13 protein-coding genes are annotated in these 13,302 nt (G+C 46.4%); 11 read left to right on the forward strand and 2 right to left on the reverse strand.

The annotated features are described in order from the left end of the window. Window positions 1-4: 4 nt before the first annotated feature. Together KVT36_RS05345 and KVT36_RS05350 are read left to right on the forward strand one after the other, a co-directional pair. A complete protein-coding gene (locus tag KVT36_RS05345; protein WP_217602464.1) occupies window positions 5-475 on the forward strand; it encodes an RNA polymerase sigma factor in 471 nt (156 codons plus the stop codon). 2 nt (window positions 476-477) lie between these two features. Next, a complete protein-coding gene (locus KVT36_RS05350; protein WP_217602465.1) occupies window positions 478-1,023 on the forward strand; it encodes a hypothetical protein in 546 nt (181 codons plus the stop codon). A 111-nt stretch (window positions 1,024-1,134) separates the two neighbouring features. Here KVT36_RS05350 and KVT36_RS05355 read toward each other — a convergent pair whose 3' ends face one another. Continuing rightward, a complete protein-coding gene (locus KVT36_RS05355) occupies window positions 1,135-1,665 on the reverse strand; it encodes a hypothetical protein (protein ID WP_217602466.1) in 531 nt (176 codons plus the stop codon). Between the two features lie 507 nt (window positions 1,666-2,172). Then, window positions 2,173-5,196, reverse strand: coding sequence for a gliding motility-associated C-terminal domain-containing protein (locus KVT36_RS05360; protein ID WP_217602467.1), 3,024 nt, complete (start codon window positions 5,194-5,196; stop codon window positions 2,173-2,175). 139 nt (window positions 5,197-5,335) lie between these two features. Between KVT36_RS05360 and KVT36_RS05365 the strand changes: the two genes are divergently transcribed. From KVT36_RS05365 to KVT36_RS05405, 9 genes are all read left to right on the forward strand, one after another. Next, the gene (locus KVT36_RS05365) at window positions 5,336-6,325 is read left to right on the forward strand and encodes a DUF2157 domain-containing protein (RefSeq protein ID WP_217602468.1); all 990 of its coding nucleotides are present in this window, start codon (window positions 5,336-5,338) and stop codon (window positions 6,323-6,325) included. Beyond that, window positions 6,312-7,478, forward strand: coding sequence for a hypothetical protein (locus KVT36_RS05370; protein WP_217602469.1), 1,167 nt, complete (start codon window positions 6,312-6,314; stop codon window positions 7,476-7,478). The genes KVT36_RS05365 and KVT36_RS05370 overlap by 14 nt, the downstream gene beginning before the upstream one ends. Window positions 7,479-7,641: 163 nt before the next feature. Then, window positions 7,642-7,830: a hypothetical protein gene (locus tag KVT36_RS05375; RefSeq protein WP_217602470.1), complete on the forward strand. Its 189-nt coding sequence runs from the start codon at window positions 7,642-7,644 to the stop codon at window positions 7,828-7,830. Beyond that, window positions 7,827-8,405 carry an O-methyltransferase gene (locus tag KVT36_RS05380; protein WP_217602471.1) on the forward strand — a complete coding sequence of 193 codons (579 nt, stop codon included), beginning with the start codon at window positions 7,827-7,829 and terminating at the stop codon, window positions 8,403-8,405. The genes KVT36_RS05375 and KVT36_RS05380 overlap by 4 nt, the downstream gene beginning before the upstream one ends. Before the next feature lie 454 nt (window positions 8,406-8,859). After that, window positions 8,860-9,450, forward strand: coding sequence for a TetR/AcrR family transcriptional regulator (locus tag KVT36_RS05385; protein ID WP_217602472.1), 591 nt, complete (start codon window positions 8,860-8,862; stop codon window positions 9,448-9,450). A 196-nt stretch (window positions 9,451-9,646) separates the two neighbouring features. Then, window positions 9,647-10,450: an SDR family NAD(P)-dependent oxidoreductase gene (locus KVT36_RS05390; RefSeq protein WP_217602473.1), complete on the forward strand. Its 804-nt coding sequence runs from the start codon at window positions 9,647-9,649 to the stop codon at window positions 10,448-10,450. Between the two features lie 27 nt (window positions 10,451-10,477). Then, a complete protein-coding gene (locus tag KVT36_RS05395; RefSeq protein ID WP_217602474.1) occupies window positions 10,478-11,479 on the forward strand; it encodes an NADP-dependent oxidoreductase in 1,002 nt (333 codons plus the stop codon). 763 nt (window positions 11,480-12,242) lie between these two features. Then, on the forward strand, window positions 12,243-12,629 hold the full coding sequence (locus tag KVT36_RS05400) for a hypothetical protein (protein WP_217602475.1): 387 nt from the start codon (window positions 12,243-12,245) through the stop codon (window positions 12,627-12,629). An 8-nt stretch (window positions 12,630-12,637) separates the two neighbouring features. Then, on the forward strand, window positions 12,638-13,302 hold a 665-nt coding region (locus KVT36_RS05405; protein WP_254639847.1), incomplete at its 3' end, for a group II intron maturase-specific domain-containing protein.

Raw genomic sequence — 13,302 nt, forward strand, 5'->3', positions numbered from 1 at the left:
CACAATGGATGAAACACAATTCTTACACCTCATTACCACCCATCAGGCCATCATCCACAAGATCTGCCGCCTGTACCGGGATAACCCCCAGGACCGGGAAGACCTCTTCCAGGAGATCATCTTCCAGCTCTGGCGTTCCGTTCCCTCATTCCAGGGAAAGGCCAAATTCAGTTCCTGGATGTACCGGATAGCCCTGAACACGGCCATTCTCCCTTTCCGTAAAAAGCGGCCGGATATCAGGTATACGGATCAGCTGCCGGATAACCCGGAGGAACCTCATGACCCGGATGAGCAGCAGGAACAATTGTTCCATGCGCTCAAACAACTCAATGATGCAGACAAAGCACTCATTACTTTATACCTGGAAGATTTAAGCTACAAAGAGATCGCGGAGATCACCGGCATTACGGAAAATAATGTGGGAGTAAAACTGAACAGAATTAAAAACAAAATTCAACAATTGCTTAAAAAGTAATTATGGAACAAGATCCTTTAAAATCGGCCTGGCAGGGCATCAACCCTAACGCAAAAAGCAATACAGAATTGCAACGTATGTTAAAGGAGGGGGCACACCCCTTGTTAAAAGGTATCCGCAAACAAATGATCATAGAAACGGCAGCCTATATCGTATTCCTCTGCATGTACTATAATGCTTTTGACGGCGATCGCAAACCATTGGCTGTAAACATTCTGCTGGTAGCCGCTATGTTGTTGGCCCTTGGACACAACATTATCAATTACCAGTTTACAAAACGCCGTATACAAGGGGTGAACCTGCAACAGTCATTGAATGGCCAGCTGTCCCAAATGAAGATCCATGCCACAGTATCCATTGCCAGCCGGGTGCTCATGGCTGCCTGCCTGCTGGTTTTCTTTACTGCGGTTATTAACTTTAATACAAGCAAATACTGGTTACTGGTTGGGGTAATAGCCGCTTACATACTACAAATGACGCTGCTGTCAAGGATCTGGCTGGGTCGCATCCGGCAAATGAAAGATACTATTAGCGGTCTTTTTGCATAAAGGAGACTATGCACTTTGTGAAGCGTTGATTTGCACATGTACTAAGCTTATTCATCCACGCTGGCAATGAACCTGCGGGAAAACCTTTGAACGCTCTTATTAACTATTTCATCATTCCATCGCCACCCGCTCATGCTCCTTCTTCATCTTGGTCCTGTTTGTTAACCTCACTTCCAATTTACCCTCAGGCGTAATATACACCCGTACCTGTTTGGGAAATGCAAAGTGAATATTTCCCATACCTGCCACACGCATGCCGCCGGGGGCCGTAACCGCCTTCCGTTTGCGTTCCGCTGGTTTAACCTTTACAACCTTCGGTGCACAATATGCCTGCAGCTGTGCGCTAATAACTTCCACGTTTACGCCCTGCTTCAGCATCCGCAAGGCTTCGCCGGTCATGGCGCGGTATAGTACCAGGTTCTTTTGCTCCTTAGGTAATAGCCGGTACACCGCTGCAGCCAGCCTTGAAGCCTGTGCCAGCAGGTCTGCATATACCCGCGTTAATTCAAAAGAAGGGGCGTGTTTAACGCGTTTTCCGCTCAGGGAGCTTTTCTTACGTACATAATACTGCCCGTCCATCTTATAAAAACAGGCATCGCCACGGGTGCCTGTAAAATAAACAGGGCCTTGTTGTTTAGGCATTGTTATTGCTTTTTAAAATGAAGAATAAAAGTATCGGAACGAAGTTAAGGGGCTGCATAAAACGTCCCAAATGAAATGAGCGTTTTTATCACATTTTATCACATTTTATCACTTTTGGTAGTTGCGCTACCAGGCCCAAAAGTGGGCCAGGATGGGTGATAAGCCTTACCAGTAGGATGTTTTCGACGAAAGATAAGTATTTACGTGTACTACATCAATAACAACTTCCAACCGTGCACAAGCGCCTTGCCTGCAGGATTGAAAACAAACCTTGGCTGGCGTCATCGGCTTGATAAAGATCAATTTTTCCACCAAAGCCCACACGGCTTCCAACGCTTCATCAACGCTCCGAACAGCCAGGCGCAGTTTGTTTTTAACCTGCAGGCAAAGTAGCAGAGATCATGCGCTTTTACCCCTAATAGTATGCGCTTTTAATGGGAGTTGCATGCGCTTTTACCCCGAATGTCTATCGAAGGGCGCAAGAACATTTCACCAGTTATAACTCCATCACCTCACCAACGTTACCGCACCTCTCCTTACCACAGCCTGCCCCTTGCTGTTCGTATACCGCGCTATCCATACATACGTACCCGCTGCCTGCGGCCGGTCTTTAAAATAACCATCCCATCCAACCCGCGGATCCGAATGTGAAAATATCAGATTTCCCCATACATTAAAGATCTCAAGCTTATAGCCGCTTATATTCCCGTACAGCGCCGGCCTGAAAAGGTCGTTCTGCCCGTCACCGTTAGGAGAGAAGCCCGTAGGCATTGTTAGCTCGCAGTCCTCATCCAGCAAAATGATCTTGAACGGCAGCACTGCTACACAGCCGTATTTATCCTGCACCACGGCGTTATAGGCTCCTTTATCCAAAGGACGGATATCGCCGGTAGCGATGGTGTTTTCATTCAGGCTATACCGGTAGGGAAGGGTGCCGCCTGTTGCATGAAAACGTACACTACCTTTATGGATCCCATCGCACTGCATATCCTGTTTCTCATCCATCACCAATGTCAGCTCCGGCGATACGTCAATGGCCACCGGGTCCAGCTTTGTTTCACAGCCATTTTTATCGGTAACTATTGCTTCATAGCTGCTGGCAGCCAGGCCGCTGAAATCCCCGTCTGTGCGGCTCATAGCAGTACCTGCCAGGCTATACGTATAAGGTAAGGTACCGCCGCTGGCCTTTACAGCCAGCTGTCCGCCTATGTAGGAGCAGCCATTAGTAGCAGATATAAATTTCAGCAGCAGGGGATAAGGCTGTGTAATGCTTACGGTGGTAGCGAAAGTACAGCCGTTTACATCTTTTACGGTTACGGTATAGTTACCGGGTGTTAAGGAGTCAAATACCGGCTCCGTTTGCCAGTTCCCGTTATCCATGCGGTAGGTGTATGGTGTAGTGCCGCCGCTGGTGGTAAAGGTTACTTTCCCGTTTGCTGCGCCATAACAGTCAACCTGCTGTATAACGGGTTTCATGGTAAGCGCTGCGGGCTCCTGCACTTTTATGGATATGCTGTCCAGGCAACCGTTATGATCGCGTACATAGATCTTATAAGTGCCGCGGCTAAGTTTTGCAAAGTAAGAAGTATCCTGCCAGGTAAGCCCGCGATCTTTGGTGTATTGATAGGGCGCTGTACCGCCATCGGCCGTTAACATTATACTACCGTTTGTACCACCATGACAGGTAACTGCGCTGCTTTTCCCGGTAGTATGTAATGCGGGTGGTTCATAGATATCTACAACGGCGCTGGCATCACAGTAGCCGTTGTCTTTTACCATAATGGTGTAATGTCCGCCCGGCAAGCCTATAAAGTTAGGATTGCTTTGCCAGGTAGCACCGTTGTTAATGCTATATTTATAAGGGGGAGAGCCGCCGCTGGCAAAAGTGTGAATGCTGCCGTTTGCCGCATTACGGCAGGTTACATCCGTGCCTTCCACACGCGCGGTTAGCAGGGTGGGTTCACCCAAAGTTATCTGGCTGCGTACCTGGTTACCGTTATTGTCTTCCACCAGTATATTGTATACGCCGGCTGGTCCTGCAAAGCGGTTTTGACTTTGCCAGTTGGCGCCATCATCTTTGCTATAACGGTAAGGAGGCTGGCCGCCCTGTGCATTTATGGTAATGTTGCCATTGGCACCCTGGTAACAGGATGGGCCCCAGCTGTTCATTACCAGCTGCACCACCGGGGAGGTGGCCACGGTAAGTATAAGCCCTGTTCTACACCCATGCTGATCCTTTACATACAGTGTGTAAGAGCCGGAAACAACATTGTCAAAGGTACTGGCGCTTTGCCATGCCTGGTTCCTGCCAATGCTGTAGCTATAGTCGGGCGATCCGCCGCCTGCAACCATGTTAATGCTGCAATCTGTTGTACCGTTAAAAATGCCTTTGGCGCTGCTGATGTATAAAAATGTTGGTTCTTTCAGGGTTACCTGCTCATAGGTCATACAGGCATTGCTGTCCAATACCATTACGGTATAATCGCCAGCAGAGATGCCCTGGAAATCAGGCGTGGTTTGCCAGGTAAGCCCGTTATTATTCGTGTACCTGTAAGGCTGGGTGCCGCCCTGGGCCTGCACGCTGATGCTGCCGTTGGAGTTACCATAACAAACAGCATCCTGGTTTTGTGTGTGCATGGTTAAACGCTGGGGTGCGGTTATCTCTATTGTTTTATCCAATATACACGCGTTGTGATCCCTCACATAGATCTTGTAGGCGCCGCGCGCCAGCTTTTCAAAAACAGGATCGTCCTGCCAGGTTCGGCCATCCTTACTGTATTCATAAGGCAGCTCGCCACCGCTTGCTTTTACGGAAATACGCCCGGTGCTGCTTTCATAACAGGTGGCATGTTCCGCGCTAAGCTCAATATATATAGGGTCGGGAGAGGTAATGTGCATCCAGGCGCTGGTCATACACTCGTGCTGATCCTTCACCAGTATGACGTAATCGCCCGGCAGCAGCTTATTAAAATAGTTGGCGGCCTGCCAGGTGCGGGCACTGTCCAGGCTATAGGTATAAGGCGGTGTGCCGCCGGATGGCTGTACAGAGATCTGCGCATTGCCGTAGCAGGAGGCAGTGGCATGCTGCTCGCTGATAGCCAGGGCTGCGGGCTCTTTTAGCTGAACGGTTGCTGTATCCCGCAGTTTGGCGCTGTCCTGTACTATAATAGTGTAGGCGCCTGCCGGCAGTAGCGTAAAAACAGGATCGTTCTGCCAGCTGCGTCCATTGTCGCGGCTATATTGATAGGAACCTTTACCTTTTGATGCTTCGGCAGTTATACTGCCATCATTACGGCCATTACAGGAGATGTCCGTGTGCGAAAGTGTGAGCGTTGGCGGTATGTTGGTACTGTCTGCGAAAGCATTTATGAGTGCGGTTTTAGCCGCCGGAGGCATTACGGTATGTGCCCGGGATACCTGTGGCAAGGCAGGTATCAAAAGCAACAGCAACCATAACACCCCCTGATTCCGGCTGTACCCGGGCAACGATTCATAAATGCTCCACGACCAGTTTACCCTGGGCATTGACATAGGATAGTAATAAAAAATGAGGGCTTCGATATAGTTAGAATTCAAAAATATGTAATCAAAAACTTATTTAAATCACCTTTTAGTTGCAGATGTGCGATATATTTTTTTCTATATTGCAGGATACTAGTCCCTGTAAACTATGCACCCACATACATTTGAGCGGCTACACGCAGAGGGGTTGATCAGTGAAAGCAGTGTAGAAAAAGTAAAAGCTGTGTCCGCCAATAAGCTGTTTTCCCTGCACTGGGAGCTGAAAACCGTCCTGTACCTGGGTGTGTTATTACTCAGCACCGGCCTGGGAATACTGGTTTATAAGAACATTGATACCATTGGCCACCAGGTTATTCTGCTGTTTATTGCCGCTGTAAGCGCCGGCTGTTTTTACTACTGTAACAAAAGAAAACAGCCCTTTTCCTTTAGCAAGGTGCCTGCGCCGGATGCCTTATCCGACTACCTGCTGGTACTGGGCTGTCTTACCTTTGTATCCTTCATTGCCTATATACAATTCCAGTATGCCATTTTCGGCAACCACCTGCGGCTGGCCGGTTTTATTCCACTGGTGGTATTGTTCTTCTGTGCTTATTATTTCGATCACCTGGGCGTGTTGAGCCTGGCCATCACCAACCTGGCTGCGTGGATGGGCATTGTGGTAACCCCTTTGCGCATTCTGCGGGAGAATGACTTCAACAGCGAAACCCTTATTTTCACCGGCATAACGCTGGGGGTATTATTGATTGCAGCAGGGGAGCTATCCCGGTACCGGAACATTAAAGCACATTTCCGCTTCACGTATATGAACATTGGCGCGCATGTACTGTTTATTTCCCTGCTGGCAGGTATGTTCCACTTTGAGCACCAGTTTTACCTGTTCATAATGGCGTTAACAGGGACTGCTCTTTATTTCTATAAGCAGGCCCTAAAGGATCATTCTTTTTATTTTATGCTGATCCTTACCTTATACAGCTATATCGGGCTCAGTTATTTAGTGATCCGGTTACTGATGCTGGCGGAGGATATTGACCTGGGCGCTGTGTACCTGATCCTGTTCTATTTCATTGGGTCCGGCGTAGGGCTGATCCTGTTCCTTATTAACCTCAACAAAAAGATCAAACAAAATGCTGGCATATAAACAGGAATGGCTGGATAATAAGGTCCTGCACGAAGAAGCGGAAGAAGCATACAAACAGCAATGCATTAGTAAAGAGGAAAAGGAGCGCATTTTCCAGGCGTACCCTGTACCGTTCTACACGCCCAATATTTACATCCGCATCGGGCTGTTCCTGCTAACGGTGATCATCGTTTTATTTTCATTGGGATTATTGGGGTTGATGTTCATACAGCTTGTTAAAGAATCCTGGCAGGGGCTGATCATCTTTTTCGGGTTATTAACCTATGGTGCGCTGGAGTTCATGATCCATGAAACCAAACATCACCGCTCCGGGGTAGATGATGCCCTGTTGTGGACCAGCATATCGTTATTCCTGAGCGGTTGTATGATGGCGCTACCGCAGGATACTCCTTACCTGGTATATTGCCTGGTCATTTTTATGACAACGGTTTACGCTGCCTTGCGCTTTGCCGATACACTTATGAGCATTGCAGCTGTTATAGCTTTATTAGGATGCCTGTTCTATGCCTGTATCAATATGGGTACTGCCGGCCGTATTGCTGCGCCGCTGTTACTGATGATAGCCTCTTATGGTATTTATGCCTGGGCAAGGAAATGGGATTGGAAAACAACATGGCGGCACTACAAGCATTGCGGCAGCATTATTGAGATCACCACTTTACTTACCGGCTATTTATCTGTAAACTATTTAGTAGTGCGGGAAGCCAGCAACGAATTTTTTGATCTTAACCTGGAACCCGGCCAAAGCATTCCTGCTGCCTGGCTCTTCTGGATCTTTACCATACTTATTCCGCTGGCTTATATTGCAGCAGGCATCTGGAAGAAGAATGTGATCCTTCTGCGCACAGGACTGGTGTTAATTGCCGGCATTGTATTAACCATCAAACAGTACCATCATATGGCGCCAATAGAGCTGGAAATGACCCTGGGCGGTTTGGTAATGATAGGTATTGCGTATGTACTGATCCGTTATCTTAAAACGCCTAAGCACGATTTTACCAGCCAGGAAATAGATAATACTCACCTGCTGGAAAAGGTACAGGGTGAATCGCTGGTTGTTTCCGAAAGCTTTACGCCAACGCCTGCACCTGCGCCTGGCTTTAATTTTGGCGGTGGCACCGGCGGCGGGGGAGGTGCGCAGGGGGGATGGTAAAGAACACCTGGAGTTAATCAGGCAGGGCCTTTTCAGATCCAGGAAGCAAAGGTTTGACATAAGGAAAATTTCACGGTTCCGCCATCTGGCAAAACCAGCACTAACAAAACATCCCTTGGCTGGTGGCTCATTTGATTATTTAGGTTTTGATACCTAACAGCAGGTGATCAACGACCTGCACGGTGATAACAGGCTGGCGTTTGATTATAATGGAAAGACGATCACATTCGGCAATAATATTTATTCCTGGGACTTTGATGAGCTGGAAGTAGTGCTTTATGATATAACCGGCAATGATTTTAGGTATGATGATGAAAGTGATTTTTCACAAACAAAGAATTATATTAAATGACTGAGGAAATCAATCAACCTATACCGAACGCTTATTTTGCTATAGACAAAGCAACAAAGGAAAATGGCTTTACTATGGCTTCCGACATTTTAACCTGCTCTTTATTACGGACCTTAGCTGCTTCAAAACCATCCGGCAAATTCTTAGAGCTTGGAACCGGCACCGGGCTTTCAACTTCCTGGATACTGGATGGTATGGATAGTAACTCTACATTGATTTCATTTGACAATGATGAAGCGCTTTTGGCAATCGCTAAAGAATATCTGGGTGATGACAATCGCTTAAACCTGGTGCATACTGATGGTGAGGATTGGGTGAAAAATAATAAAGGACAAAAATTCGATTATGTTTTTGCTGACACCTGGCATGGGAAATATCTTCTTTTGGAAGAAGTGTTAGATATGCTAAATGTGGGCGGGCTTTATATTGTAGACGATATGTTACCGCAGCCAAACTGGCCGGAGGGGCATCAGGAAAAAGCAATCAATTTTATAAAATATTTAGAGAGCAGGACTGATCTAGTACTGACAAAACAAAATTGGGCGACCGGGATAATTATTGCAGTGAGGAGATAGACCGGCCAATATGGACCTGCACGCAACATTCGGTTGCTGCTAATATGGTTTAAAAAAACATTGAATTTGAAACAAGAAGCCAGTAGTTTGACTATGAATGGAAAAATATTTTGGCGATGTAGATCCGCTGCGGCGCGGCGCCCGCATTTCCGCCAGACCATAACATGTACATTTGTCCCTGATGCTTAAAAACGGTTCCGTCTCATCCAGGTCCTTTAATTAAACTACACAAAGAAAGGGTTGATATGATGGGAATTTCACGGTCCGGCGATGGTTCAATTCCATTGTCCTCCGCTAATGAGCATGTACCTGACTGGTAAAGGGGGAATTAATAATGAAGGATAATAATTGATGACCGGCGCGGTTTGTTGGGGGAGTAGTAATTGACCGCATGAAATTATTTTGTTTAAAATATACTTTTTAGTATATCTTTGTACCGAAAAGTATATTTAATATGTTGAGTAAAGCGGAAAGAACCAAACAGTTTATCCTGGAGACAGCGGGCCCTATTTTTAATCAAAAGGGGATCTCCGGCGCGAGCATAGACGATGTGCTGGATGCTGCCAAAGTAACAAAAGGCTGTCTTTACGGGCATTTTCAAAGTAAAGAGGACCTGTCTTTACAGGTAGTGGATCATTTGCTGGAAAATAATGAAAAAAAGCTATTTACAATTATAAGCAAGGGTAAAACCGCAAAGGCAAAAGTGTTTGCCTTCCTTGATTTTTACAAGGACCCTTTGGATACCTACGTAAAAGGAGGATGCCCGTTATTCAACATTGCGGTAGAATCTGACGACCATTTTCCCGAGATAAAAGAAAAGGTAGGAGCTGTGCTACGCCAGGGCCAGGAGCTGTTTGTCAGTATTTTACAGCAAGGGATTAAGGATGGGGAATTTTCTGATGAGCTTAATCCTCCCGTTTATGCATTTAAGGCGGTGGCGGCTGTGGAGGGGGCCGTTGTTTTATGCAGAGCTATGAATACATCTAAACCAATGCATGGCCTGATCAGGAGCCTGAAAGCGGAATTAGAGCGTTACGCCGTGTAATTTTTTTTGCCAAATAATATACTAAAAAGTCTATTTTAAGTCATGAGAAGTACAGGGTGGCTGCGGATCTAAAAATATACTAAAAAGTATAAAATAAACATCAGGATCAGGGTTTGCAAAGTTAAACGGCTTTTCGCACGCAATTGTATAAGTAATGTTTTCAGGTAATTATATAACAGTGAATAAAAAGAATAAAATGAAACAAACGGTTTTAGTCACAGGGGCCTCATCGGGTATCGGATTGCTTATTGCCAGCAAGCTTCATGAAAATGGTTACCGGGTAATTGGCACAAGCCGTTACCCCGGGAAATACCAGGCCGGTCTACCTTTCAAATTACTGGCCCTCGATATTAATGACGACCAGTCTATTGCCTCTTTTTCCAGGGAACTTTTTAGTGAGATCCGGGAGCTGGATGTACTCATTAATAATGCGGGCTACCTGGTAACTGGCCTTGCCGAAGAAACTTCTATTGAGCTGGGGAAACAACAGTTCGAGACCAACTTTTGGGGAACCATCAAACTCACTAATAAGCTATTGCCCTATTTCCGGGATCAAAGACACGGAAAGATCATCACGCTGGGATCAATCACAGGTCTAATGGGTCTGCCAAGCGTTGCTTATTATGCGGCTTCAAAACATGCGCTGGAAGGCTATTTTAAGGCGCTAAGGTTTGAGCTGAACGAATTTAATATTAAAGTAGCTATGGTAGAACCGATGGGCTTCAAAACCAACATCAATAATAGCTCAGTAGGGTCGGAGGTGAAAATTAACGCTTATGATCAGCTCCGGGAAAAAGTAGCTGCATTTTCAAAAAATGAATTTGATAAAGCACCCACTCCCGAACCCGTTGTAGATACAGTAATGAAGATCGTGAACGAAAAGACACCCAAGTTTAGCTTTCCTGTAGGGAAAGGCGCTTCACTCTTTCTTACCATGCAGCATTATGCTTATAAGATCTTTGAAAGAGCAATCCTGAAAAGAATGAATGCGGCCAAATAGTTTAAATAGAAATAAAAGAAATACCACATGAAAGCATTTATAATTGATAGTTATAAACCTAAAGATGGCGGACGGATCGCAGAGATGCCTGTGCCGGAAACCGGGGAGCATGATGTATTGGTACAGGTATATGCTACCGGGATTAATCCGCTTGACAATAAGATCATGAAGGGAGAATTTAAGCTTGTTTTGCCTTATCGCCTGCCCCTGATATTGGGCAATGATGTAGCAGGTGTTATAGCCCAGGTAGGGTCGCGCGTCAGGAAATTTAAAGTTGGAGATGAAGTGTATGCCCGCCCGGATAAAGGCCGTATAGGCACTTTTGCAGAATACATTGCTATGCATGAAGATGATGTAGCAATAAAACCTTCCTCGCTGACGATGGAGGAAGCAGCCTCCCTTCCACTGGTTGCATTAACCGCATGGCAGGTGCTGGTAGAGAAGGCAGATCTGAAAAAGGGTCAAAAGGTGTTTATACAGGCCGGTTCCGGCGGGCTTGGCACTATTGCTATACAACTTGCAAAACATTTGGGTGCAACCGTGGCCACTACCACCAGTACTGAGAATGTGAATATGGTGAAACGGCTGGGTGCGGATGTGGTGATTGATTATAAGAAAGAAAATTTTGAAGATAAGCTACGTGACTATGATGTGGTATTAAACAGCCAGGATGCAAAGATGCTTGAAAAGTCGCTTTCCGTGCTCAGGCCCGGTGGTAAGCTGATTTCCGTTTCTGGCCCCCCGGATCCTGCTTTTGCCGGAGAGACAGGGCTCAGCTGGATGTTGAAAGTAGTTATGTTCCTTTTAAGCTATAACATCCGTAAGAAAGCAAAACGGAAGCGTGTGAGCTATGCCTTTGTTTTTATGAGAGCGCAGGGAGCGCAGCTAGGTAAAATTACTGAGCTCGTTAATGCCGGCATCATCCGTCCGCTGGTGGAAAAGATTTGGGGCTTTGAAGCGATCAGGGATGCACTGGCTTATGTAGAAAGTGGTCGTACCAAAGGAAAGGTTGTTGTGAAGATAAAATAGATAATGACCGGCGATGTTTGTTCCTACATAAAAATATTTCAGAAGGAACTGTTTTTTAAAAGCACAAAACACATATCTTTGCACTCATGAAATTAATGATGTCATATAGTAGTTCATGTTATCGGTATCCGCAAGGTACTGGTCGGACTATTATGTGATGCTGAATAATAACACATTACAAACCCGATTGGTATCACCCGTCGGGTTTTTTGTTGTGCGCCATGCAAGGCGATAAACTTGACGGTGTAAGTCCGTTATGGGGGTTTGTAATCACTAACCATTAGCCCAAAGCAAGGGTTTCCACCGCGAGGTGGGATCTGGAGGAAGCTGGCGGCAAAATTCCGGCCCGAGGAACACGAACACTATCAGGCAGAAGCTGAGTGGACGAGCTTGCAACACAAAGCGAAATCCCATGATTACACGGACGCAGCACTGTAAATGGTGCGGGTATATGGAATGAAGGTTTATCGACTTACCATGGGAGGTCCCACAGACGCGCGGAAACGGAGTAGGAAGCGTGGTTGAAACAAGATTTGCTGTGAGAAGTCAGCCGAGGTCATAGTAAGGCATAACGACTAGTGTCTGAAGGACTGAACCTTAAGAAGTAAATGAATGTTACCAGATGAAGTGCAGAAAGTAGAAAATATCGCAAGATAACTCCCTACAGAAAGTTAGGACGGCATCCGAAGACTGTGTAGGAGTGCAGACCTCCATGTGGATAACTGAAAACAACCTTACAAGTTTAACGCAAACAGGGTATGGGATGTTGGAACAAATCCTATCACCTGCAAATTTGAATGCCGCCTATAAAAGGGTAGTGCAGAACAAGGGAGCTGGTGGAGTAGATGAGATGGAAGTCGAGTTCTTAAAGGATTATCTCATCAAAGAGAAGGATGCGTTAATAACAACCATACTGGCTGGTAAATACCAGCCTAATCCGGTACGTCGGGTACTGATAGACAAGGATGACGGCAAGCAAAGACAGCTTGGCATCCCAACCGTTGTGGATCTGGTGATACAACAGGCAATCATGCAAGTACTATCACCAATTTACGAGAAACAGTTTTCTTCCGCTACCTCCAGGCAGGCGTTATTGTATCAAATAGGTTTGAAACCAGCCAAACTGGTGTACCTCAAGGGGGGCCCTTAAGTCCGCTACTGAGCAATGTAATGCTAAATGAATTGGACCGGGAACTCGAGACCCGTGGCCACCGCTTCGTTCGTTATGCAGACGATCTGATTATCTTATGCAAAAGCCAACGAGGAGCGACACGCAGCAAGGAAAGCATTATCAGATACATTGAGGGAAGATTGTTTTTGAAAGTGAACCGTGAGAAAAGCAGCGTTGCTTACATCACTGGGGTTAGATTCCTTGGCCACTCATTTTACAAAATGAAAGGGGAATGCCGCCTACGTGTACATCGGAAAAGCGTGGAGAAGATGCGAGGGCGAATCCTGGAATTAACTTCCAGAAGTAACGGTTGGGGGAACGCCAGAAGGAAAGAAGCGCTCAAACAGTTCATAGCTGGTTGGGTGAACTACTTCCGGCTGGCAGACATGCAGAAGCTGATGGCCAAAACGGACGAATGGTATCCCAGGAGAATCCGGATGGTCATATGGAAACAATGGAAACGGATCAAGACCCGAGCGGCGAATCTTATGAAACTAGGAGTCAGTAGGTTCAAGGCAGCGGAGTATGCGAACTCAAGGAAGGGGTACTGGCATGTGGCGGATAGGTGGGTGCAGTCTACAACCCTAACCGCCCAGCGGCTAAGAACGGGCGGGTACACGCTCCTGGCGGACTGTGTCCAGAACGCGAGGAA

It is taken from the genome of Chitinophaga sp. GbtcB8 (genome assembly GCF_019091455.1).
Lineage (GTDB): Bacteria > Bacteroidota > Bacteroidia > Chitinophagales > Chitinophagaceae > Chitinophaga.

Coding starts and splice junctions, on each gene's coding strand:
- KVT36_RS05345 (WP_217602464.1), top strand. CDS start 5: ATGGATGAAACACAATTCTTACACCTCATTACCACCCATCAGGCCATC.
- KVT36_RS05350 (WP_217602465.1), top strand. CDS start 478: ATGGAACAAGATCCTTTAAAATCGGCCTGGCAGGGCATCAACCCTAAC.
- KVT36_RS05355 (WP_217602466.1), bottom strand. CDS start 1,665: ATGCCTAAACAACAAGGCCCTGTTTATTTTACAGGCACCCGTGGCGAT.
- KVT36_RS05360 (WP_217602467.1), bottom strand. CDS start 5,196: ATGTCAATGCCCAGGGTAAACTGGTCGTGGAGCATTTATGAATCGTTG.
- KVT36_RS05365 (WP_217602468.1), top strand. CDS start 5,336: ATGCACCCACATACATTTGAGCGGCTACACGCAGAGGGGTTGATCAGT.
- KVT36_RS05370 (WP_217602469.1), top strand. CDS start 6,312: ATGCTGGCATATAAACAGGAATGGCTGGATAATAAGGTCCTGCACGAA.
- KVT36_RS05380 (WP_217602471.1), top strand. CDS start 7,827: ATGACTGAGGAAATCAATCAACCTATACCGAACGCTTATTTTGCTATA.
- KVT36_RS05385 (WP_217602472.1), top strand. CDS start 8,860: ATGTTGAGTAAAGCGGAAAGAACCAAACAGTTTATCCTGGAGACAGCG.
- KVT36_RS05390 (WP_217602473.1), top strand. CDS start 9,647: ATGAAACAAACGGTTTTAGTCACAGGGGCCTCATCGGGTATCGGATTG.
- KVT36_RS05395 (WP_217602474.1), top strand. CDS start 10,478: ATGAAAGCATTTATAATTGATAGTTATAAACCTAAAGATGGCGGACGG.
- KVT36_RS05400 (WP_217602475.1), top strand. CDS start 12,243: ATGTTGGAACAAATCCTATCACCTGCAAATTTGAATGCCGCCTATAAA.